This window comes from Micromonospora marina (assembly GCF_900091565.1).
Taxonomy (GTDB): domain Bacteria; phylum Actinomycetota; class Actinomycetes; order Mycobacteriales; family Micromonosporaceae; genus Micromonospora; species Micromonospora marina.
Window position 1 is genome coordinate 184,561 of record NZ_FMCV01000004.1, and the last position, 21,653, is coordinate 206,213.

At 72.2% G+C, this 21,653-nt stretch carries 23 protein-coding genes and 2 riboswitches; of the genes, 8 read left to right on the top strand and 15 right to left on the bottom strand.

Annotated elements, in window-relative coordinates:
• The first annotated feature begins 135 nt into the window (after positions 1–135).
• Entirely contained in the window at positions 136–1,131 is a 996-nt protein-coding gene (locus GA0070215_RS07375) for a tyrosine-type recombinase/integrase (RefSeq protein ID WP_091043220.1), read from the top strand.
• Here the strand turns inward: GA0070215_RS07375 and GA0070215_RS07380 are convergent.
• Positions 1,121–2,143 (bottom strand): beta family protein, encoded by a 1,023-nt coding sequence (locus GA0070215_RS07380; protein WP_091043223.1) that lies wholly within the window; start codon positions 2,141–2,143, stop codon positions 1,121–1,123. The genes GA0070215_RS07375 and GA0070215_RS07380 overlap by 11 nt on opposite strands.
• A 125-nt stretch (positions 2,144–2,268) precedes the next feature.
• Here GA0070215_RS07380 and GA0070215_RS07385 point away from each other — a divergent pair, with 125 nt between their 5' ends.
• Positions 2,269–3,288 carry a hypothetical protein gene (locus GA0070215_RS07385; RefSeq protein WP_091043227.1) on the top strand — a complete coding sequence of 340 codons (1,020 nt, stop codon included), beginning with the start codon at positions 2,269–2,271 and terminating at the stop codon, positions 3,286–3,288.
• Positions 3,287–3,368: riboswitch (ZMP/ZTP riboswitch) on the top strand. Its footprint overlaps the gene before it by 2 nt.
• Before the next feature lie 13 nt (positions 3,369–3,381).
• Entirely contained in the window at positions 3,382–4,248 is an 867-nt protein-coding gene (locus GA0070215_RS07390; protein ID WP_026267620.1) for a bifunctional 5,10-methylenetetrahydrofolate dehydrogenase/5,10-methenyltetrahydrofolate cyclohydrolase, read from the top strand.
• Positions 4,249–4,251: 3 nt separating this feature from the next.
• Here the strand turns inward: GA0070215_RS07390 and GA0070215_RS07395 are convergent, their stop codons facing one another.
• Positions 4,252–5,031 carry an endonuclease/exonuclease/phosphatase family protein gene (locus tag GA0070215_RS07395; RefSeq protein ID WP_018784302.1) on the bottom strand — a complete coding sequence of 260 codons (780 nt, stop codon included), beginning with the start codon at positions 5,029–5,031 and terminating at the stop codon, positions 4,252–4,254.
• 174 nt (positions 5,032–5,205) lie between these two features.
• Between GA0070215_RS07395 and GA0070215_RS07400 the strand changes: the two genes are divergently transcribed.
• Positions 5,206–5,979, top strand: a complete 774-nt coding sequence (locus GA0070215_RS07400; RefSeq protein ID WP_196806660.1) for a sulfite exporter TauE/SafE family protein — start codon at positions 5,206–5,208, stop codon at positions 5,977–5,979.
• On the top strand, positions 5,964–6,767 hold the full coding sequence (locus GA0070215_RS07405) for a GNAT family N-acetyltransferase (protein WP_091043230.1): 804 nt from the start codon (positions 5,964–5,966) through the stop codon (positions 6,765–6,767). Before GA0070215_RS07400 ends, GA0070215_RS07405 begins: the two co-directional genes overlap by 16 nt.
• Here GA0070215_RS07405 and def read toward each other — a convergent pair.
• Entirely contained in the window at positions 6,747–7,256 is a 510-nt protein-coding gene (def, locus tag GA0070215_RS07410) for a peptide deformylase (RefSeq protein ID WP_026267618.1), read from the bottom strand. The genes GA0070215_RS07405 and def overlap by 21 nt on opposite strands.
• A 99-nt stretch (positions 7,257–7,355) precedes the next feature.
• On the opposite strand from def, the gene pip reads away from it, so the two are divergent.
• Entirely contained in the window at positions 7,356–8,303 is a 948-nt protein-coding gene (pip, locus tag GA0070215_RS07415) for a prolyl aminopeptidase (RefSeq protein WP_091043233.1), read from the top strand.
• A gap of 39 nt (positions 8,304–8,342) precedes the next feature.
• Here pip and GA0070215_RS07420 read toward each other — a convergent pair whose 3' ends face one another.
• The gene (locus tag GA0070215_RS07420) at positions 8,343–9,536 is read right to left on the bottom strand and encodes a chorismate-binding protein (RefSeq protein ID WP_091043236.1); all 1,194 of its coding nucleotides are present in this window, start codon (positions 9,534–9,536) and stop codon (positions 8,343–8,345) included.
• A gap of 123 nt (positions 9,537–9,659) precedes the next feature.
• On the opposite strand from GA0070215_RS07420, the gene GA0070215_RS07425 reads away from it, so the two are divergent.
• Complete coding sequence (locus GA0070215_RS07425; RefSeq protein WP_013286363.1) at positions 9,660–9,860, top strand: DUF5999 family protein; 201 nt, start codon at positions 9,660–9,662, stop codon at positions 9,858–9,860.
• 94 nt (positions 9,861–9,954) lie between these two features.
• Here GA0070215_RS07425 and gcvP read toward each other — a convergent pair whose 3' ends face one another.
• Positions 9,955–12,777 carry an aminomethyl-transferring glycine dehydrogenase gene (gene gcvP, locus GA0070215_RS07430; protein WP_091043239.1) on the bottom strand — a complete coding sequence of 941 codons (2,823 nt, stop codon included), beginning with the start codon at positions 12,775–12,777 and terminating at the stop codon, positions 9,955–9,957.
• Between the two features lie 73 nt (positions 12,778–12,850).
• Positions 12,851–12,941: riboswitch (glycine riboswitch) on the bottom strand.
• Between the two features lie 57 nt (positions 12,942–12,998).
• Complete coding sequence (locus GA0070215_RS07435; RefSeq protein ID WP_018784295.1) at positions 12,999–13,841, bottom strand: NAD-dependent protein deacetylase; 843 nt, start codon at positions 13,839–13,841, stop codon at positions 12,999–13,001.
• A 154-nt stretch (positions 13,842–13,995) separates the two neighbouring features.
• Here GA0070215_RS07435 and GA0070215_RS07440 point away from each other — a divergent pair, with 154 nt between their 5' ends.
• Positions 13,996–14,652, top strand: a complete 657-nt coding sequence (locus GA0070215_RS07440; protein ID WP_091043243.1) for an NAD(P)H-binding protein — start codon at positions 13,996–13,998, stop codon at positions 14,650–14,652.
• Positions 14,653–14,701: 49 nt separating this feature from the next.
• On the opposite strand, the gene GA0070215_RS07445 is transcribed toward GA0070215_RS07440, so the two are convergent.
• The 9 genes from GA0070215_RS07445 to GA0070215_RS07485 form a co-directional block, all read right to left on the bottom strand.
• Positions 14,702–15,382 carry a DivIVA domain-containing protein gene (locus GA0070215_RS07445; RefSeq protein WP_091043246.1) on the bottom strand — a complete coding sequence of 227 codons (681 nt, stop codon included), beginning with the start codon at positions 15,380–15,382 and terminating at the stop codon, positions 14,702–14,704.
• A gap of 17 nt (positions 15,383–15,399) precedes the next feature.
• Complete coding sequence (locus GA0070215_RS07450; RefSeq protein ID WP_091043248.1) at positions 15,400–16,566, bottom strand: globin domain-containing protein; 1,167 nt, start codon at positions 16,564–16,566, stop codon at positions 15,400–15,402.
• A gap of 2 nt (positions 16,567–16,568) precedes the next feature.
• Positions 16,569–16,958: a group I truncated hemoglobin gene (locus GA0070215_RS07455; protein WP_018784291.1), complete on the bottom strand. Its 390-nt coding sequence runs from the start codon at positions 16,956–16,958 to the stop codon at positions 16,569–16,571.
• 434 nt (positions 16,959–17,392) lie between these two features.
• Positions 17,393–17,980: a MerR family transcriptional regulator gene (locus GA0070215_RS07460; RefSeq protein ID WP_026267616.1), complete on the bottom strand. Its 588-nt coding sequence runs from the start codon at positions 17,978–17,980 to the stop codon at positions 17,393–17,395.
• 217 nt (positions 17,981–18,197) lie between these two features.
• The gene (locus tag GA0070215_RS07465; protein WP_036311069.1) at positions 18,198–18,662 is read right to left on the bottom strand and encodes a bifunctional nuclease family protein; all 465 of its coding nucleotides are present in this window, start codon (positions 18,660–18,662) and stop codon (positions 18,198–18,200) included.
• Between the two features lie 210 nt (positions 18,663–18,872).
• Positions 18,873–19,565 (bottom strand): transcriptional regulator FtsR, encoded by a 693-nt coding sequence (gene ftsR / locus GA0070215_RS07470; protein ID WP_208600299.1) that lies wholly within the window; start codon positions 19,563–19,565, stop codon positions 18,873–18,875.
• Positions 19,566–19,615: 50 nt separating this feature from the next.
• Positions 19,616–20,068 (bottom strand): oxoglutarate dehydrogenase inhibitor Odhl, encoded by a 453-nt coding sequence (odhI, locus tag GA0070215_RS07475; RefSeq protein ID WP_007071101.1) that lies wholly within the window; start codon positions 20,066–20,068, stop codon positions 19,616–19,618.
• A 216-nt stretch (positions 20,069–20,284) separates the two neighbouring features.
• Positions 20,285–20,665 carry a glycine cleavage system protein GcvH gene (gene gcvH / locus GA0070215_RS07480; protein ID WP_091043258.1) on the bottom strand — a complete coding sequence of 127 codons (381 nt, stop codon included), beginning with the start codon at positions 20,663–20,665 and terminating at the stop codon, positions 20,285–20,287.
• A 54-nt stretch (positions 20,666–20,719) separates the two neighbouring features.
• Entirely contained in the window at positions 20,720–21,643 is a 924-nt protein-coding gene (locus GA0070215_RS07485; RefSeq protein ID WP_091043261.1) for a DUF881 domain-containing protein, read from the bottom strand.
• Positions 21,644–21,653 lie beyond the last annotated feature (10 nt).

Below are 21,653 nucleotides of genomic sequence, written 5' to 3' on the forward strand. Positions count from 1 at the left end.
CGCCGAGGTGGCTGCATCGGAGGGCTGCGGATACCGCCGTCTCGGCGAGATGGAGTTGATCATCGCCTTGATCGCCCGCGCTCCCCCGAAGTGGGCCTCCTGGCGGGAACGCGAAAATCATGCATAATATCCCTTATGCATGACAAACCGGACGAAACGGTGAGGACTCTCATCGAGGAGTTTCTGACCGCCCGGGCCACCCGTAAGCCCTCACCGCACACCCTGGCCGCGTACCGGAGGGATCTGACCACAGTGGCCGAGCTGGTGGCGGCGGACAGTGACGCCACTCCCCTCCCCCTGGACCGGCTGGCGGTCAGTGCCCTCTCCCCCCGCGTGATGCGCGCGGCGTTCGCGCGGTTCGCCGCTCCCCGCGCCGCCGCGTCGGTCCATCGCGCCTGGTCGACGTGGAACAGCTTCTTCACGTTCCTGGTCGCCGAGGGCGTCGTACCGGGAAATCCGATGCCTGCGGTGGGCCGGCCCCGCACGCCTCTCCCCCGGCCCAAGCCGCTGCGGGGCGAGGACACCCCGGAGGAACTGCTGGCGGCGGTGGCGCGCGCGGAGGGCCGGCAGCGTGATCCGTGGCCGGAGCGCGACCTGGCGGTGCTGGCACTGGCGTTGTGCGCGGGGTTGCGGCTGTCGGAACTGCTGGCGCTGCGGGTGTCGTCGGTGGCCGGGCGCGCCGGCGAGCGGCGGGTGGACGTGGCGGGAAAGGGCGGGCGGCCGCGTACGGTGCCGATCGAGGACGCCGTGGACCGGGTGCTGGCCGGTTATCTGGACAGCCGGCGGCACCGGTTCGGGTCGCGCAGCGTGCGGCCGGACGCGCCGTTCCTGGTGGACCGTCAGGGTGAGCCGTTGCGGCGGGGTGGTCTGCAGTACCTGGTCGAGTCGTGTTACCGGCGGGCGGGCATCGGTGACCGGGTGCCGCGGGGTGCGCGGTTGCACGCGTTGCGGCACACGTTCGCGACGCGGCTGGCGGAGGACGGGGCGAGCGCGGCGGAGATCATGCGATTGCTGGGGCACGCGTCGTTGGCGTCGTCGCAGACGTACATCGAGGTGACGGCGGGTCAGCAGCGGGCGGCGGTGGCGGCGAACCGCACCAACCGGGCGTTGTCGGGGTTTCTCAAGCAGTAGGGGTCAGGCCGAGTTGAGCGGCGACGTACGCCAGGTGGTGTGACGTTCCCCAAGCGATCCAATCCGTGGCGACGCCGGGCCCGGCATGGCATGCGGCGCGCAGGGCGATCTGTTCGTCGCCCCAGGAGAAGTGCCGTCCGGCGGCTGGCCAGTGGTCGGCGGACACAAGGGCCTTGCAGATGTCGTAGATGCCGATGTTGCCGTTGCCGTCGCGCGTGGCTCGGTAGGCCCACCAGGCGTCGTGGTGGGTGTAGCGGAGGTTCGGTGCCGGCCCGCGGGTTCCGGAGCTCATGCGGGGACAGGTGATCCCGTAGTCGGCGAACTGGATGTCGTGCTCCTGTAGCCGCTTCCAGAGATCGAAGTCCCTCCGGCGCAGCGGGGTGGCTGTGTGGGCCGGCACGTGGGAGATGTTCGCGGGCATGGCACCCGCGGCGACGACGACTGTCTTCCAGGGATGGCGCCGAGCCCATGCGAGGTGTTTACGGACCAAGGGTTCGGCGCTGGTGAGGTCCCGGTCGGAGGGCACCTCAGCGACGTCGAGGATGAGGATGCAGTCCTCGGGATGCAGTTCGGTGGCGGACAGAACGTGACTCAGTCGGGCGCCGGTTTCGGCGGCGTCCGGTTCGGTGTGGTCGGCGGGGAGCCGTATGACGCCGCCGTACGGGGCGGCGGCGTCACGGACGTCCGCCAGTTGTGCGGGGGTGTCGTGCAGGTGGGCGACGGGCAGGGCGGGGATCCCCCATCGGTGCAGGTCGTCGGCGATGTCCTGAAGGGGTCGGCGGGTACCGGTGGTGGGCTCCGGGAGGTGACGCACGTCGACAGCGATGGCCATGTCGCGTGGGATGGATTCCTGCGCGCGCTGGCTGAAGGCGGAGGCGGCCTTGATCGAACCCTGGTCGGACGGTGGCACGTCGAAGATCGGGAGGATGTGCGGCACCAACTCATCCGCGATGTGGTCGAGGGCCCGGAATTCGGCTTTTCGGCCTTTGAGGATCGGATAGTAGCCCGCCATTGCATCGCCCCACACGATTTGACGACAGTCACTTGTATCGATGTTCCACGTTCTGTGTCCGATCGACAACCTTCCGTGTCAATGCGGGCGGGCGTGGGCGTTGCCGGGCTGGCAGGATCGGCGGGATGCGGGTTGGTGCGGCGCGGACGGTGGCGGTCGGGTGGGTGCGGGAGCGGATGCGCGTCGATCCGTCGATCGAGGGGGCGTTGTTCAGCGGGTCGACTGTGGGGTTGCCGGACGAGGCGGTGCTGCCGGTGTGGTCGGACGTGGACGTGTTGCTGGTGCGCCGGGAGCCCGGTGTGAAGGTGGGCAAGTTCGTGCACCGGGGGGTGCTGCTGGAGGTCAGCACTGTCACGTGGGAGGAGTTGGGCGGCCCGGAGGACGTGCTGGGGTCGTGGGTGTTCGCGCCGATGTTCCGTACCGATGGGGTGATCGCGGATCCGTCGGGCCGGCTGGCCGCGGTGCGCGAGCGGGTGGCGGCGGGGTTCGCGGATCCGGTGTGGGTGCGGGCGCGGTGCGCGGGGGTGCGGCGGCGGATCGAGGCCGGGTTGCGGGCGGTCGGCGGTTCGGCGCCGGTGGCGGAGCAGGTGCTGGCGTGGGTGTTTCCGACGTCGTTGCTGGCGGTGTGGCCGGCGGTGGCGGGTCTGGTGGATCCGACGGTGCGGCGGCGGTACGTGCGGGCGGAGCGGGTGTTGTCGCGGTTCGGGTTGGCGGATCGGTACGCGGGGTTGCTGGACACGCTCGACGGCGGCGGGGCGGGCGTGGACGCGGCGCGGGTGCGGGAGCATCTGGCCGGGTTGGCGGTGCTGTTCGACGAGGTGTCTCGGTTGCCGCGGGAGGGGTTCGCGTTCGGGGCGGACCTGAGCGCCGCGGGGCGTCCGGTGGTGTTCGACGGTGCGGCTGAGCTGGTCGGGGCGGGCCGGCATCGGGAGGCGATGTTCTGGGTGTTGGTGACGTACGCGCGGTGTCTTGTGGTGTCGGGTGCGGTGGCGCCGGAGCGGGAGCGGGCGTTCGGGGCGGTGCTGGCGGATCTGGGTGTGGCGTCGTCTGCGGATCGGCGGCGGCGGGCGGACGGTTTGCTGGCGGCGTTGCCGGAGTGGCAGGCGGTGGTGGATGCGGTGGCGGCGGAGGCTGTGGCAGGCTGAGGGGGAACGCGACTGGCGGCACGGGGATGGGTGAACCATCAGGGAGCTCGTCGTGGGGGTCGACCGCCTGGGCCTCCGCGGGCGAGGTGTCGTATGTCTTCTGCACGGTTGTTGCCGGGTGCGCCGGTGGCGGAGCAGGTGTTGTCGGAGGTCGCCGCGTCGGTGGTCCAGTTGCGTGCGGCGGGGGTGACGCCGGCGTTGGCGACGGTGCTGGTGGGTGACGACGACGCGAGCGCGGGTTATATCCGGATCAAGCAGCGGCAGGCGGCGGAGCTGGGTTTCGTGTCGCCGCACGTGCATCTGCCGGCGTCGGCGTCGCAGGCGGATCTGCATGCGGTGCTGGCGGATCTCAACGCGGACAAGTCGGTGCACGGGGTGCTGGTGCAGTATCCGGTTCCGGGTCACCTGGACTACGACCGGGCGTTGGCGGAGCTGGATCCGGACAAGGACGTGGACGGGATGCATCCGGTGAACATGGGCCGGCTGGCGTTGGGGTTGCCGGGTCCGTTGCCGTGTACGCCGGCGGGGATCGAGGCGTTGCTGGCGTTTCACGGTGTGCCGGTGGCGGGCCGGGAGGTGGTGATCCTGGGCCGGGGTGCGACGTTGGGGCGGCCGCTGGCGATGTTGCTGGCGCAGAAGCGGCCGACGGCGAACGCGGCGGTGACCGTGGTGCACACGGGGGTGGCGGACTGGCCGCGGTACACGCGGCGGGCGGAGATCCTGGTGGCGGCGGCGGGGGTGCCGGGGATCGTGCGGCCGGAGCATGTGCGTCCGGGTGCCGTGGTGGTCGGTGGTGGGGTGCGGTACGAGGGGCGGCGGTTGCTGCCGGATGTGGACGAGTCGTGCGCGCAGGTGGCGGGTGCGATCACGCCGCGTGTGGGTGGGGTGGGTCCGACGACGGTAGCGATGTTGTTCCGCAACGCGGTGCGGGCGGCGTGGCGGCAGTGCGGTCTGGCTTGAGTGTCAGCCGAGGTCGACGACGAGGGGCCGGTGGTCGGAGATGGTGGCCAGTGGCGTGTGTACGGCGGTGACGGGTGGTAGCTGGTCGAGTGCGTGGCGGTCGGCGAGGATGTGGTCGAGTTGGAGGCGGGGTTGCCCGGCCGGGTAGGTGGGGCGCCGCGCGAGGGGTTGCCAGCGGGTGAGTGCGGCGGCGGGTCCGGCGGGCAGGTTGAGGTCGCCGAGCAGGATCCGGGGTGCGGGCAGGGTGCGCAGGACGCGGACGACGCGGCGTAGTTGCCAGATGTTCCAGCCGGGGACGAAGGACAGGTGGGTGGCGGCGACGGTGAGGGGGCCGTGGGGGGTGTCGAGGACGGCGGCGAGCACGACGCGGGGTTCGTCGCGGAGCAGGACGAGTCCGCCGCCGGGGCCGGGTGCGTAGATGGGTGAGCGGACGGGGGCGGCGCGCAGGCGGGTGACCTGCCAGGAGCGAACGGGGTGGCGGCTGATCAGGCCGATGCCGTAGAGGGGTTCGCCGTGGCCGTCGTCGTCGTGGGTGAGGGGGCGGAACTGTTCGCCGGGGGTGCCGACGACGGCGGCGGCGAAGCGGTGGTGGTCGGCGTGCAGGGCGCGGGCGGCCACTGCGGTGAGGTCGAGTTTGCCGCTGCGGGTCTGGTCTCGGTCGACTTCCTGGAGGGCGAGGATGTCGGCGTCGAGGTCGGTGACGGCGGCGCTGAGCCGGTCGGGGTCGACGAGTCCGTCGGTGAGGGATCGGCCGTGCAGCAGGTTGAAGGTGGCCAGGCGCACCTGGACACCCTACGTCGTCGTGGGAGTCTTGCCGGGTGCTGAGACTGTTGTGCTGTTCGATGCTGGTGTTCGTGGCGGTGGGGTCGGTCGGGGTGTGGTTGCGGCGTCGCCGGGGGCGGTGAGGCTGGCCACAGGTGGTCTCGTCGCTGGTGGCGGCGTGGGCAGAATGCGGCGGTGGATGCCCTGTCGTTGACGACGTTGCTGACCGCTGCCCTTCTGGCCGGGTGGGTGGACGCGGTGGTGGGTGGCGGCGGTCTGTTGTTGTTGCCGGCGTTGCTGGTGGCGGCGCCGGGTGTGCCGGTGGCGACGGCGTTGGGCACGAACAAGCTGGCGGCGATCTTCGGTACGTCGACGGCGGCGGTGACGTATGCGCGGCGGACGAAGCTGGACTGGGCGGTGGCGGGGCCGGCGGCGGGGTTGGCGGTGCTGACGGCGGGGTTGGGTGCGGCGTTGGCGGGTGCGGTGCCGGGTAGCGCGTACCGGCCGGTGGTGCTGGTGGTGCTGGTGGCGGTGGCGGTGTTCGTGCTGGCGCGGCCGTCGCTGGGTGTGGTGGCGTCGCCGCAGCGGCGGTCGCCGGTGCGGGTGGTGGTGGCGGTGGCGGTGGCCGGTCTGGGTATCGCTTTGTACGACGGGTTGATCGGGCCTGGTACGGGCACGTTCCTGGTGCTGGCGTTCACTGCGCTTCTGGGTTCGGATTTCGTGCACGCGTCGGCGATGGCGAAGGTCGTGAACGCGGGTACGAATCTGGGTGCGCTGGTGGTGTTCGGGTTGACCGGGCACGTGTGGTGGGCGCTTGGTGCGGCGATGGCGGTGTGCAACGTGGCGGGGGCGGCGGTGGGTGCGCGGATGGCGTTGCGGCGGGGTGCCGGGTTCGTGCGGGTGGTGCTGCTGGTGGTGGTGCTGGCGCTGGTGGCCCGGTTGGGTTACGACCAGTGGATGGCGGGCTGATCGCGGTGGCGGTGCGGGCGGAGCACGACCGGGCGGTGCTGGCGGGTCTGCTGGGCCGGGATCCGGTGTTGCACGCGTACCAGTTGGGTGATCTGGACGATTTTTTCTGGCCGTACACGTCGTGGTTCCGGCGTGGCGATCAGGTGGTGTTGCTGTATCACGGGGTGGAGTTGCCGACGTTGCTGGCGTTCGCGGCGCCGGATCGGGTGCCGGAGTTGGCGGGGTTGCTGGTGGAGGCGGCGCCGGTGTTGCCGGCGCGGATGTGGGCGCACCTGTCCCCGGGTCTGGAGGCGGCGCTGGGCCGCTGGTTCGTGGTGTCGGAGGCGGCGGCGCATCACCGGATGGCGTTGACGGAGCCGGGCCGGTTGGCGACGGTGCCGGTGGTGGGTGAGCCGTTGGGGCCGGCGGACGCGGCGGAGCTTTCCGGGTTGTACGCGGTGGCGTATCCGGGGAACTGGTTCGACGCGCGGATGCTGGAGACGGGCCAGTACGTGGGGGTGCGGGAGCGTGGCCGGTTGGTGGCGGTGGCGGGGGTGCATGTGTTCTCGCCGCGGTGGCGGGTGGCGGCGGTGGGGAACGTGACGACGCATCCGCAGGTGCGGGGTCGTGGTCTGGGTGCGGGTGTGGTGGCGGCGTTGTGCGCCCGGCTGCGCGCGTCGGTGGATCATGTGACGTTGAACGTGCGGGCGGACAACGCGGCGGCGGTGCGGTTGTACGAGCGGCTGGGGTTCTCCCGGGTGGCCGGGTTCACCGAGTGCGCGTTGACGTCATCGGTCGCGGCTGGGTGAGTCGAACCGGCCGGCGCGGATCTCGCGCAGGGCCTGTCGGCGGGTGTCGCCGCGCAGGGTGTCGACGTAGAGGCGTCCGCGCAGGTGGTCGGTTTCGTGTTGCAGGGCGCGGGCGAGGAAGCCGCTGCCGGTGATGGTGAGCGGTTCGCCGTGCTGGTCGTAGCCGTGTGCGGTGGCGTGCAGCGCGCGGGGGGTCGGGAAGTACAGGCCGGGGATGGACAGGCAGCCTTCCTCGTCGTCCTGGAGTTCGTCGGACACCTCCAGGGTGGGGTTGACCAGGTGGCCGCGGTGGCCGTCGGCGTCGTAGACGAACACCTGGGTGTTGACGCCGATCTGGGGTGCGGCGACGCCGGCGCGGCCGGGTGCGCCGAGCAGCGTGTCCATCAGGTCGGTGACGAGGGCGCGCAGTTCGGCGTCGAAGCTGGTGACGGGTTCGCTGGGGGTGCGCAGCACGGGGTCGCCGATGATCCGGATGGGGCGCATAGTCATGTCCGGAAGGCTATCCGTTGCTTACCGCTCGTGGGTGGACACCCGCCGGGGCGGTGACGCTCGTAGGGTGTGCGGACACCGTCGCAGGGAGGCCGCCGTATGTATCCGCCGATCGAGCCGTACGCGCACGGCATGCTGGACGTCGGGGACGGGCAGCGCGTGTACTGGGAGACGTGCGGCAACCCGGACGGGCGGCCGGCGCTGGTGGTGCACGGTGGGCCCGGTTCGGGCGCGGGCGCGTCGTGGCGTCGGCTGTTCGACCCGGCCGCGTACCGGATCGTGTTGTTCGACCAGCGTGGCTGCGGGCGCAGCACTCCCCCGGCGTCGGATCCGGCGACTGACCTGTCGGTGAACACCACCGGGCATCTGCTGGCCGACATGGAGGTGCTGCGCGCGTACCTGGGGGTCGACAGGTGGCTGCTGTGCGGCGCGTCGTGGGGGTCGTCGCTGGCGTTGGCGTACGCGCAGCGGCACCCGGGGCGGGTGAGCGCGCTGGTGCTGTTCAGCGTGGTGGCCAACACCAGCCGGGAGATCGAGTGGGTGACCCGGGACATGGGCCGGGTGTTCCCGCAGGAGTGGGCGCGGTTCCGGGACGGGGTTCCGGAGGCCGACCGGGACGGTGACCTGTCGGCCGCGTACGGGCGGCTGCTCGACGATGCGGACCCGGCGGTGCGGGACCGGGCGGCGCGCCACTGGTGCGACTGGGAGGACGTGCACGTGTCGCTCGCCGGCGGGTATGCGCCGGATCCGCGGTTCGCCGATCCGGTGTTCCGGTACGGGTTCGCCCGGCTGGTGACGCACTATTTCGCGAATCGGGGTTTCCTGCCCGACGGTCAGCTGCTGCGTGATGCGGGCCGGCTGGCGGGCGTTCCGGGGGTGTTGGTGCAGGGCCGGCTGGATGTCAGCGGCCCGCCGGACATCGCGTGGCTGCTGACCCGGGACTGGCCGGACGCGCGGCTGGAGATCGTGGAGTCCGGCGGTCACGGCGGCGGGCACGGTATCGGGGAGCGGGTGGTCGCCGCCCTGGACGCGTTCGCCGTGGCCTGAGCAACCGGAGGCGGGCGGCCGGGGGCGGTGGGCAGCCCGTCAGCCGGCGAGCAGGGCGCGGATCGGGGCGGCCTTGGCGGCTGCTTCGGCGACCTCGGCGGCGGGGTCGCTGTCCCAGGTGATGCCTCCCCCGGCCCACAGGTGCAGCAGGTGCGCGTCGGCGGCGGCGGTGCGGATGGTCAGGCCCAGGTCGAGGCGGTCGGGTCCGACCCAGCCGAGCGCGCCCATGCTCGCGCCGCGGCCGACCGGCTCCAAGGCGGCGACGTGGGTCAGGGCGGCGTGTTTGGGCGCGCCGGTGACCGACCCGCCGGGGCAGACCGCGCGTAGCAGGTCGGCCAGGCCTAGGCCGTCGGCGGGCGCCGCCGACACGGTGGACTCCGCCTGCCACAGGTCACACCAGCGGCGTACGGTGAACAGTTCTTCGACGCGTACCGAGCCGGTGCGGGCGACGCGGGCCAGGTCGTTGCGTTCCAGGTCGACGATCATGACGTGTTCGGCGCGTTCCTTGGCCGAGGCGAGCAGGTCCCGGTGTCCGGCGGGGGTGGCGGGGCGGGTGCCTTTGATGGGGCGGGTGATCAGCCGGCCGTGCTCGACGGCGATGAGGGTTTCCGGGGAGGCGCAGCCGAGCGTCCAGCCGGGGCCGTGCAGGGTGCCGCCGTAGCGGGCGCCGGGCAGTGCGGCGAGGCGGGCCAGCGCGGGGCGCGGGTCGCCGGTGTAGCGGGCGGCGGCGTGGCCGACGACGTTGACCTGGTAGACGTCGCCGCGGGCGATGGCGTCGCGGACCGCGGCGACGGCGGCGGCGTGCGCGCCGGGGGTCCAGCTGTCGCGCCAGCCGCCGAGCCGCCACGGGGCCGACGCCGGTGGCCGGGGTGCCGCCGGGCGGCCGGTGTGGTGGTAGACGACCACGGCCAGGTCGGGCAGCGCCGGCGCGGGGCTCGGCGCGCCGGGCGGCACGCCGAGGGTGTAGGCGCCGGCGGCGGCGGACAGGTACAGCGCGGCGCCGCACACTGCGGCGCCGGGGTCGTGGCGGCCGGGGCGGGCCAGGTCGTCGCGGGTGATGCCGTGTGCGGCGAGGAAGCGTTGTGCCAGGTCGGCGGGGTCGCCGCCGTCGCCGATGCGCCAGTGCAGCCGGGCGGTCTCGACGAGCCGGCGGCGGCATCCGGGCGGGGCACCCGGTGCATCGACCTCCACCTGTGGGAGCGCTTCCACGACGTCTGGGCCGTGACGGGTCATCCGTTCAGCCCATTCTGGGTGAACATGACGCATCCTTGCTCGATGCCGCTCAGTTTTCCTTGGTACTGTGCGTCACTGGTCATGTGAACCATGACACAGTGCCCCCACAGTCCGGAGAACCCGATGTGTCAGCACCAGCCCACCTGCCCCTCCGCCGACGCGACCGACCGCGAGGCCGCCCGCGTCCTCGCCTGCTTCCCTGAGCAAGGCTGGAGCCTGCTCTGCAACGGTGTCATCGTCTTCGAGGACACCGGTGAGCTGCTCCCCGACGGGCGCACCATCGCCCCGCACCGGGGTCCGGCCCGCCACGCCCTCGTCGCCTGAGCGATCACGCAGCGTCAGTGAGCGTACGCGCCGGTCAGGACTGGCGCGCACACCGGCCGGGGCGGCGGGAGCCCACCGCCCCGGCGGCAGCCGCTCAGTCCTCGAACGCCTCCGGCGCGGGGCACGAGCAGACCAGGTTCCGGTCGCCGTACGCGCCGTCGACGCGCCGCACCGGAGGCCAGTACCGGCCCGCCCGGTCCACACCCGCCGGGTAGGCGCCCACCGACCGCGGGTACGGGTGCGGCCACTGGTCGGCGGACACCATCGCCGCGGTGTGCGGCGCGTTGGCCAGCGGGTTGTCCCCGGCCGGCCACTCCCCCGAGCCGACCTTGTCGATCTCCGCCCGGATCGCGATCATCGCGTCGCAGAAGCGGTCCAGCTCGGCCAGGTCCTCGCTCTCCGTCGGCTCCACCATCAACGTCCCGGCCACCGGGAACGACATCGTCGGCGCGTGGAAGCCGTAGTCGATCAGCCGCTTCGCCACGTCGTCGACGCTCACACCGGTGGCCTTGGTCAGCGGACGCAGGTCCAGGATGCACTCGTGCGCGACCAGGCCCTTGTTGCCGGCGTACAGCACCGGGAAGTGGCCCCGCAGCCGCGCCGCCACGTAGTTCGCGGCCAGGACCGCCACGCCGGTGGCGCGGGCCAGCCCGTCGGCGCCCATCATCCGCAGGTACGCCCACGGGATCGGCAGGATCCCCGCCGACCCGTGGTTCGCCGCCGAGATCACCGGCCGCCCCTCGGCGCGCGCACCGAGGGGGTCACCGGGCAGGAACGGCGCCAGGTGCGAGCGCACCGCCACCGGGCCCACACCGGGGCCGCCGCCGCCGTGCGGAATGCAGAACGTCTTGTGCAGGTTCAGGTGCGACACGTCCGCGCCGAACCGGCCCGGCTTGGCGAACCCGACCAGCGCGTTGAGGTTCGCGCCGTCGACGTACACCTGACCGCCCGCGTCGTGGACCTTCGCGCACAGCTGGGCGATGCCGGTCTCGTACACGCCGTGCGTCGACGGGTACGTCACCATGATCGCGGCGAGCACGTCCCGGTGCTTGTCGATCTTCGCGTCGAGGTCGATCAGGTCGACGTTGCCGTCGGCGTCGCAGCCGACCACCACCACCCGCATGCCGGCCATCACCGCCGACGCGGCGTTGGTGCCGTGCGCCGACGACGGGATCAGGCACACGTCGCGGTGGCCCTCGCCGCGCTCGCGGTGGTAGCCGCGGATCGCCAGCAGCCCGGCCAGCTCACCCTGGGAACCGGCGTTGGGTTGCACGCTGACCGCGTCGTAGCCGGTGACCTCGGCCAGCCAGCCCTCCAGCTGCGCGATCAGCTCCCGGTACCCGGCGGTCTGCTCGTCCGGCGCGAACGGGTGCAGGTGCGCGAACTCCGGCCAGGTGATCGCTTCCATCTCGGTGGTGGCGTTGAGCTTCATCGTGCACGACCCCAGCGGGATCATGCCGCGGTCCAGCGCGTAGTCGAAGTCGGCCAGGCGGCGCAGGTAGCGCAGCATCGCCGTCTCCGAGTGGTGGTTGTGGAACACCGGGTGGGTGAGGAAGTCCGACGTGCGGGCCAGCCCGTCGGGCAGGGCCACGTCGGCGTCGCCGTCGAACCCGCCGACGCCGAACGCCGCCCACACCGCGGCGAGGTGCGCGGGTGTGGTGGTCTCGTCGCAGGACACACCGACCCGGTCGGCGTCGACCAGCCGCAGGTTCACGTTGCGCTCGGCCGCGGCGGCCACCACGTCGGCGGCGCGGCCCGGCACGGTCGCGGTGACGGTGTCGAAGAACGCGACGTCCGCGACCTGCACGCCCCCGGCGCGCAGCCCGGCCGCGAGCCGCGCCGCCGCCTCGTGGGTACGCCGGGCGATCGCGCGCAGCCCGTCGGGGCCGTGGTAGACGGCGTACATGCCGGCCATCACCGCGAGGAGCACCTGCGCGGTGCAGATGTTACTGGTGGCCTTCTCCCGGCGGATGTGCTGCTCGCGGGTCTGCAACGCCAGCCGGTACGCCGGGTTGCCGTCGGCGTCGCGGGACACCCCGACGAGGCGGCCGGGCAGCATCCGCTCCAGGCCCGAGCGCACCGCCAGGTAACCGGCGTGCGGCCCGCCGAAGCCCATCGGTACGCCGAAACGCTGCGTGGTGCCGGCGGCGATGTCGGCGCCGATCTCGCCCGGCGGGCGCAGCAGCGTCAACGCCAGCAGGTCCGCGGCGACGGTCACCAGCGCGCCCACGCCGTGCGCCGCCTCGACCAGCGCCCGGTGGTCACGGACCGCGCCGGAGGCGCCCGGATACTGCAGGTGCAGGCCGAAGAACTCGGCCGGCAACTCGTCACGCTCGACGTCGACGACGCGCACCTCGATGCCGAGCGGCTCGGCGCGGCCGGCGATCACCGCGACGGTCTGCGGCAGCGCGTCGGCGTCCACCACGTACACCGGGCTCCTGCTCCTGGACGCGCGGCGGGCCAGCGTCATCGCCTCGGCCGCGGCGGTGCCCTCGTCGAGCATCGAGGCGTTCGCCGTGGCCAGACCGGTCAGGTCGGTGACCATGGTCTGGAAGTTCAGCAGCGCCTCCAGCCGGCCCTGGCTGATCTCCGGCTGGTACGGCGTGTACGCGGTGTACCAGGCCGGGTTCTCCAGCACGTTGCGGCGGATCACCGCCGGGGTGTGCGTGCCGTGGTAACCCAGGCCGATCATGGACACGGCCACGGTGTTGCGGCAGGCCAGGGCGCGCAGCTCGGCGATCGCCTCCCGCTCGCTGGCCGGGGCGGGCAGGTCCAGGGTGCCGTGCCAGCGGATCACCTCGGGGATCGCGGCGTCCATCAGCTCGTCGACGGAGTCGTAACCGACTGTGCCCAGCATCCGGCGTTCGTCGTCGCGGCCGGGACCGATGTGCCGGTCGGCGAACTGCTCTGCGGTCATGCGCTGCGCTCCTTGGTGGGGCGAGGTCGACGGGTCGGCCTCCCCCTGAGTCGCGCTGACGCGCTCCACAGCGCCTGCCCACGTGGTCCTTTTGCCTGAGAGGTTCCGGGGAGAATCTGCCCCTTCGGCGCCGTCGGGTCGACGGTCTCTCCCACGTGGGTGGTACCGGCAGCCCCAACGCTACCAGCGGGCGTGTTTCCGGCTCATGTCCCGGGGGTTGATCACACCGGCGCCGGTGCCGCCGCCACCCGGTCGGCGAGCGCGCACAGCGTGACGCCCAGCGGTGCGTCCAGGCGCAGCGCCGCGTACCCGTCGCCGCGGGTTGCGCCCCGGTTGACGATCGCCACCGGGATGCCGTGGCGGGCCGCGCGCAGCACGAACCGCCGCCCCGACATGACAGTCAACGACGACCCGAGCACCAGCAGCGCCCGGGCCCGCTCGACCAGCGCGAAACAGTCCGCCACCCGGGGCGCGGGAACCGTCTCGCCGAAGAACACCACGTCCGGTTTCAGCATGCCGGTGCCGCAGACCCCGCAGTCGACGGTGCGGAACCCGGTCACCGCCTCGTCGGGCAGGTCCACGTCACCGTCGGGGTTGACGCGGGCCGCCCGCGCGTCGAAGCCCGGGTTCGCCTCCGACAGCCGCCGGTGCAGCTCGTCGCGGCCGGTGGCGTTGCCGCAGTCCAGGCACGTCACCTCGTCGAGGCGGCCGTGCAGCTCGATCACCCCGGTCGCGCCGGCGGCGGTGTGCAGCCCGTCGACGTTCTGGGTGATGATCCCGCCGAGCAGCCCGGCGCCCTGCAGCCGGGCCACCGCCCGGTGCCCGTCGTTGGGCGCCGCCCGGGCGATGGTCCGCCAGCCCAGGTGGCTGCGCGCCCAGTACCGCCGCCGCGCCAGCGGATCCCGGGTGAACTCCTGGTACGTCATCGGGGTGTGCCGGCGCGCCGCGCCGCTGGGCCCCCGGTAGTCCGGGATGCCCGACTCGGTGGACAGGCCCGCGCCGCTGAGCACCACCACGTCCCCGGCGGCCACCAGCCGCGTCAACTCCTCGAACGCCTCACTCACCCGTCCATCGTCCCTCGCCGCGCCCCTGCCCGCCCCTTCACCCGGTCGATCATGAGGTCGGCGGTGCTCAGGCCCGGCGTTTCGTACCGCCGACCTCATGATCGGCGAGGCCGGTCGCCCGGCGAGGGCCGCCGTGGCGGGCTAGGTTGAGCCCATGCGCGTCGTCATCGCCGGAGGGCACGGAAAGATCGCCAAACTGCTGGAGCGGGAACTCGCCGGACGCGGAGACACCGCGCTCGGGCTGATCCGCAACCCCGACCACGAAGCCGCGCTGCGCGCCGCCGGCGCCGAACCCGTCGTGTGCGACCTGGAACACACCGACGTCGACACCCTCGCCGCCCACCTCGCCGGTGCCGACGCGGTCGTGTTCGCCGCCGGCGCCGGACCCGGCAGCGGCGCCGCCCGCAAGGACACCGTCGACCGCGGCGCCGCCGTGCTGCTCGCCGACGCCGCCGTCCGCGCCGGGGTACGCCGCTACCTGCTGGTCTCCTCCATGGGCGTCGAGAACGCGCCCGCCGAGGGCACCGACGACGTGTGGGCGGCGTACCTGCGCGCGAAGAAGGCCGCCGAGGACGACGTCGCCGGCCGGGACCTCGACGTGACGGTGCTGCGGCCCGGCCGCCTCACCGACGACGAACCCGCGGGCCGGATCACCCTGGCCCGGCACGTCGAACCCGGCGCGATCAGCCGCGCCGACGTGGCCCGGGTACTGCTCGCCCTGCTGTACGCCCCGGACACCGCCGGGCACACCCTGGAACTGGTCGGCGGAGACACACCCATCGCCGACGCGATCGCCGCCGTCGCCGGCTGACCCGGCGGGCACGTCCCGGCCCGCGATCATCCACGGGCCGGGACGCCGCTCAACGCTGGTGCCGGGACAACGCCGGCTGCGGTGCGCCCCCGCCGCCCTGCGGCAACTCCCGGGCGATCCGCTCCATCGTGCGCGACAACTGCTCACTGCCGTCGTCGAGGTGCCGGGCCGCCGCCTGCATGTGCGAGATCATCATCTCGCCGAAGATCCGCAACGCCTCACGCGTCGCCACCGAGTCGTCGAAGCCGCTCCCGGCCGCGCTGCGGTACTCCGTCACCGCCCGCTCGGCCTCCCGCTTCGCCTCCTCCGCCGCCGCCCGCATGTAACTCTCGTACTGCGTACGGGCGTACTCGGCGACCCGGCGGGCGTAGTCGTGGGCCTGCGCGATGATCTGCTCGGCCTCCCGCTGCGCCGCCGACAACAGGTTGACCTCCTTCGCCGCCGGCGCCACCGCCGCCTCGGTGCTCGGGATCACCCCGTGCCGGTGCAGCTCCAGATGGTCGTTGAGCCGCTCGTTCTCCGCCCGCAGGTTCGCCACCTGCGCGGCCAGCAGATCCAGCTCGTCAGCCACCTGCAACCGGAACCGGTCCACCCCGGTCTGGTCGTAGCCACGCCGGGTGAACGCCGCCGACCCGAACTCCCACCGCCGTACCCGGTCCGAGGTCAACCGCACCTGCACCGGACCGGACACCTGCTGCCCGTCGTAACTTCTGATCGGACCCGCGCTCACCGGCTCACTCCTCGCGCTCACCGGTCCACCTCCGACTCGTCAGACCCCGTCAACGTCCGCCACGCCGGGCCGTACCAGTGCTTGCCGTAACCCTCGTGATGCACCTGGCCCGGCTGGTACCCGGCACCGCTCAACGCCGCCACGGAATGACCCACCATCTCGTCCGAGCCGCACACGTACACGTGCCGCGACCGCCAGTCCCCGTCGGCCAGCACCCGGTCGGCGACACGCACCGACTCACCCGGCCGGGCCGGATCCGCACCGGCCACGTACGACACCCGCAGCCACGGATGCGTCGCCGCCAGCTTGTCGATCGCCTCGCTGTCGTAGAACTCCGTCCGCGAACGCGCACCCACGTACAGGTCCACCCGCCGGCCCGAACCCTCCGCCGCGACCTGCTCCACGAGCGCCTTCACCGGCGCCCAGCCGGTCCCACCCGCCAGCAGCAACAGATCCGACGACCCGGCCTGCCACAACGTCAACCGGTCCCCCACCGGCGACGCCAGGTGGATCTGGTCACCGGCCGCGCACCCGTACACCAGACGCGACGACACCACACCACCCGGCGCGGCCCGCACGTGCAACTCCACCGTGCCGTCCGGCCGCGGCGCGTTCGCCGGCGAGTAGTACCGCCACGACCGAACCGCCGGATGCGACACCCCGATCGACTGGCCGGGCGTGAACGGCAACAGATACTGCGGGCGCACCGTCAGCACCGCCACATCGAACGTGCGCTGCTCGTGCGTCAGCACCTCCGCCACCCACCACGGCGGCGACTGCGACTCCGCGGCCTGCGCGCCCTCGATCATCACCCGCGCGACGAGCCCGTACGCCGCGGCCCAGTCAGCGGCCAGTTCCTCGGTCCACGCCTCACCGCAGAAGTGCCGCAACGTCGCCAGCAGCGCCTCACCGACCGCCGGGTAGTGCTCGGCGCGCACCGCGAACTTCCGGTGATCCGCGCCGAGGTCCCGCAGGAACCCGACCAGCCGGTCCACCTGGTCCACGTGGGACACCACATGCCCCAACGCGGCCACCAGCCGGTCCCGCTGCCCGGCCATGTTCGTGGGGAACATCTGCCGGGTCTCCGGATGCGCCAGGAACAGCGTCGAATAGAAGTAGAGCGGCACCTGGTCGCCGTGCGCGGCGGCCAGGGACCAGCTCTGCTTGAGCCGTGCGACGTCCACGCTCAGGCGTCCCCCGCCGACACGACCTGCTCCCGCACCTGCCCGAGCACGACCTGCACGTCGGCGATCACGTCCGCCGGCACACCCAGCTCGACGAGCGTCGCGGTCAGGTGCTCACCGACCTTCGCGTAGTGCTCACCGGTGATGCTCAGCGGCTGGTGCGCCTCGGCCAGCCCACGGCCCGCGTACTCGTTCGGGCCACCCAGCACCACCGCCAGCATCAGCGCCAGGTGCCGCCGCTGCTCCACCATGTCCACGTCGGCGAAGTAGCCGGCCAGATCCGGGTCGGCCAGCACCCTGTCGTAGAACAGCTCCACCGCGGCCTTCACCGCCGCCGCGCCGCCGATGCGCTCGTAATGGGAGATCGGGGTGGTCTCGCTCGTCACCGTCATGCTCGGTCCTTCCACCAGGAGCCCGCGGGCAGCGCCGCGGCAGGGGTTCGCCGTCCGGCGCGGCGTCACACAGCGTTCCGCCGTGACGCCGACACGCCGACGACCGGAACGGACCATAGCGCGACCGCAACGACACTTCACGCCCACCCTGTGTCGATCCCGAGAGCCGTCGATCACGGACAGTCAGCAACCCGCCCGAACCGGTGGACGCACCGCAGCCGCACGCACACAAGCCGTCAACGCACACCACGTACCGTCCTTTTCGGACATCACGTGCACACGCGCCGCGACCTGCACCGACTTCCACCCGGCCCGGCCCACACCGCCCGAACGCCTGAACCCACAGGCGAGGACCACACCCCGTCACCAAAACACGAATCGCGCCGCACCCTTTTCGGGCGCGGCGCGATCCCGTCAACGAGACGCGACGCAGGTCACCCGGCCCGGCGCCGGGCCCGGCGCGCCGCCAGCTCGTCACCCACCGACTCCACCTCCGGCTCCACCGCCGCAACGGCCGGCTCCTGCCCACCCACCGGCTCCGCCGGCAGATGCGACAACGAACCCTGGATCTCCTTGAACGCGCCGCCGATCGCGATGCCGAACACCCCCTGGCCGCCCTGCAACAGGTCGACCACCTCCTCCGGCGACCGGCACTCGTACACAGTCGTCCCGTCGGAGATCAACGTGATACCCGCCAGATCGTCCACCCCACGCGACCGCAACGCCTCGATCGCCTTACGGATGTTCTGCAACGACACCCCGGCATCCAGCAGCCGCTTCACGACCTTCAACACCACCAGGTCGCGGAACGAGTACAACCGCGACGTCCCCGAACCCGACGCGTCACGCACACTCGGCACCACCAGCGCCGTACGCGCCCAGTAGTCCAACTGCCGGTAACTGATCCCCACCGCAGAACACGCGGTCACACCCCGGTAACCGACCTCGCCGTCACCAGCCGGAACGGCCCCCACACCCGCCTGCTGCTCCGCACCCGGACCAGGATCCCGCGGCTCGTGCATCCGGACCAACCTCCCCGCGTCCGTGGCGGCGGCGCGTCGACTCCCCGTACGCGCACCCCTCGACACGGCAACCCTAACGCCGCCCCCCGGACTTCACCCGCAGGAGACACCGCGACACGCCGCGCCACCATCCGGCAACAAACCACACACGGCGGCCGGCCGCCACCACCGTGACACCCGCCGCCGCGCCGACCCCGGCCACCCGGCCGGGAACACCTCAACCCGCGAAGTCCTCCGGACGCACCTGCTCCAGGAACTCCCGGAACTTCTCCACCTCGTCCTCCTGCTCGTCCGGAATCACGATCCCCGCCTCACTGAGGACCTGCTCCGCACAACGAATAGGAGCACCCACCCGCAACGCCAACGCGATCGAGTCACTCGGCCGCGCCGACACCCGCACACCGTCACCGAGCAGCAGATCCGCGTAGAACACGTTCTCCTTCAACTCGGTGATCTCCACCGCCCGCAACGGCGCCTGCAACGCCGTCAGCACATCCCGCAGAAGATCGTGCGTCAACGGCCGAGCCGGCTTGACCCCCTGCTGCTCGTAAGCGATCGCCGTCGCCTCGACCGCGCCGATCCAGATCGGCAGATAGCGGTCCCCCTCGACCTCCCGCAGCAGGACGATCGGCTGGTTGCTGGGCAACTCCACCCGAACTCCGACCACGCTCAGCTCGCGCACCGCCGCCTCCGTGTCGTCGTCACCTTGCACCGCGCCCTTCCCTGCACGGTACACGGACCAGGACACGGGAGTCCCACGCGCTACGTGCACCACGCCTCGCCGGACGGGCATACCCCGGCAAGCCTACGACACGCTCCACCCACCAGATCTTTCCGCGCCCACCCACGACGAAGGGCCGGGCGCACCCGCACCCGGCCCTCCGCACCGACCTCACCGGCCCAACGTCGACCGCAACCCCACCCGCAGCAACGCCGCGTGCAACCGCTGCGACAACGCCACCAACTCCCGCGCCGTCTCAGCCGCCCGGGCCCGCGCCGCCGGATCGCTCTGCCGCGCCAACGGCGCCACGAGCTGCGCGAACAACCCGACCTCACGATCCGCCGCCGACCGGTACGCCCGCAGATGCCGAGGCTCCAGCCCGTACGCCGCCAGACCCGCCACCGCACTCGCGATGATCAACGCATCCGCGTCGTACCACCCCGGCGGATCCGGCACCAGCACACCCAGCCGCTCCAACTCCGCGAGCGTCGACTCCTCCACACCACTACGGGCGATCAGACCCGCCCGGTCCAGCCGCACCTCCGACGACTCCACCGGCTCCCGGCCCGGAACCTCACCACCCGGACCCACCGCCACCAGATTCGGCCGCCCCCGCCCCGGCGACGGACCAGACCCGTCCCACTGGGCCAACTGCTCCCGGATCACCCGCAACGGCAGGTACTGATCCCGCTGCGCGGTCAACACGAACCGCAACCGCGCCACATCGTCCCAGCCGTACTTCCGATAACCCGCCGGCGTCCGCTGCGGCTCCACCAGGCCCTCAGCCTCCAGGAACCGCAACTTCGAGATCGTCACGTCCGGAAACTCCGGCCGCAACTGCGCCAGCACCTCGCCGATACTCATCAACGCAGGCGCCCGCGCCGCCCCGGACGGCGTCGAAGCCGCAGGCTCGTTCACCCCCGGCCGGCCTCCTCCTCCGGGCGCGGACCGGCGATGAACACCACCCGGAACTTGCCGATCTGCACCTCGTCACCGTTGCTCAGCGTCGCCGCCTCGACCCGCTCACGGTTCACATACGTGCCGTTCAGGCTGCCCACATCCCGCACCGTGAACGTCCCACCGTCACGGTGGAACTCCGCGTGCCGGCGCGACACCGTCACGTCGTCCAGGAAGATGTCACTGTCCGGGTGCCGCCCACTCGTCGTCACATCGTGGTCCAACAGGAACCGGGCACCCGCATTCGGACCCCGGCGAACCACCAGCAACGCCATACCCGGCGGCAACGAGCCGGACATCCGGCTCGGCACCACATCGGTGTCCGGCCCCTCCAGCACTTCGTCGAGCGAACCGAGATTGAGCGTCGAAGTGACGTCGAGCGGGGGGAACTCGTCGTCTGGGCGCGTCATGGGACCACCTCACGGATCTGTTCGGTCGGCGTCAGGGAATGGCGGGTCTGGCCGCCGGGCAACACCACACCCGGCGGCTGGCTCCCCGTGCCCGGGAAGGCGCATTCCGCGACGCTCAAACTATTGGTTCTCGGTCGACTGGGCGAGCCTAGCCAGCGCCGAAATGCAGGGCAACCGGACGCGCGGAACCGCGCCGCCGCCCGGAACAGCACGAACTCAGCTCTCGGTGAGCTCGCGGTACGCATCAGCGGTCAGCAGACCCTCGACCGCCGCCGGATCGTCCGGAGTGATCTCCACCAACCACCCCGCACCGTACGGATCCGTATTGATCACCTCAGGGGCGTCGGCCAACGCCTCGTTGCGCGCCGCCACCGTGCCGCTCATCGGCGCGTAGATCTCCGACACGCTCTTCGTCGACTCGATCTCGCCCAGCGACTCACCCGCCGCCACCACCGCACCGGGCTCCGGCAGCTGCACGAACACGATGTCACCCAGGGCATCCTGCGCGAAATGCGTGATACCGACGCGGACGACACCACCGTCACCACCGACCACCCACTCGTGCTCGGCGGTGTACCGCAGATCCTCAGGAATCACCAGCTGCGTCCTTCGTCATCGGTGCACCGGAGAAACCGGCGCGGCCGCGACCGGTCACGAGACCGGCCGGGCGTGGTCCAGCTTGATCGGCGCGTGCAGCTGCGAAACCTCCACAACCTCACGATCCTCGGAGGTCACGTTACCGCCGCCGTCCCGCACCGATGCGACCACCCCGCCCGGAATGTTCAACGCCGTACGCATCGTCGCCGGATCACCGATCACCATGATCGTGAACGGACCCGTCAACCGCCGCCCGTCCACCACCAGCGCACCGTCGGGCCCGTCCACGAAATACGTCGACGCGATGATCCGCGCCGCCGTACCGTCCGCGCCCTGGATCTGCATCGCCTCCGCGCCCGCACCCCGCAGCTCCTGCACCGCGTCCAGGATCCGCGTCGACGACACCGCCTTCGCCGGCCCCGAGAACCGCACCTCAAGACCCGGACCCACCGCCGGCAACGTACCCGCCAGGATGCCCAGCTCGTCCGCCCGCCGCGTCGCCTCCTCCAACGCCGCCTGCCGGCCCTGCTCACCCGACCGCAGCTGCCGCTGACTCTCCTCCAGCAACTCGATCTCCTGGCGCAGCCGCCGCTCCCGCGAATCCAGATCCGACGAGATCCGCACCAGGTCCTCCTCCCGCGTCGCCGCGAGCGTCGGATCCGTCGACGTCGTCTTGAACTGCACCACCAGCGTGAACCCCAGCAACGCCAGCAACACCGCGATCATCGCACCCGCCGACGAGAACCGCCGCGCCGCCGACGGCCCACCGGCCACCTCGCCCCGCTCCGGCTCGGACTCCGGCACCGCCGTCCGCTCCGCGGGAGGCGCCGACTCGTCCGGCACCGGCGCCAACGGGCTCAACTCGTCCGGATCGGGCGCCTCCGGGCGCGGATCCGGCTCACCCGCCGGACCCGACGGCCGCACCGGCTCCCCCGGCCTCGGCCACCCGGTACCCGTCTCCCTGTGTTCCTCGCTCATCGCCACAAAC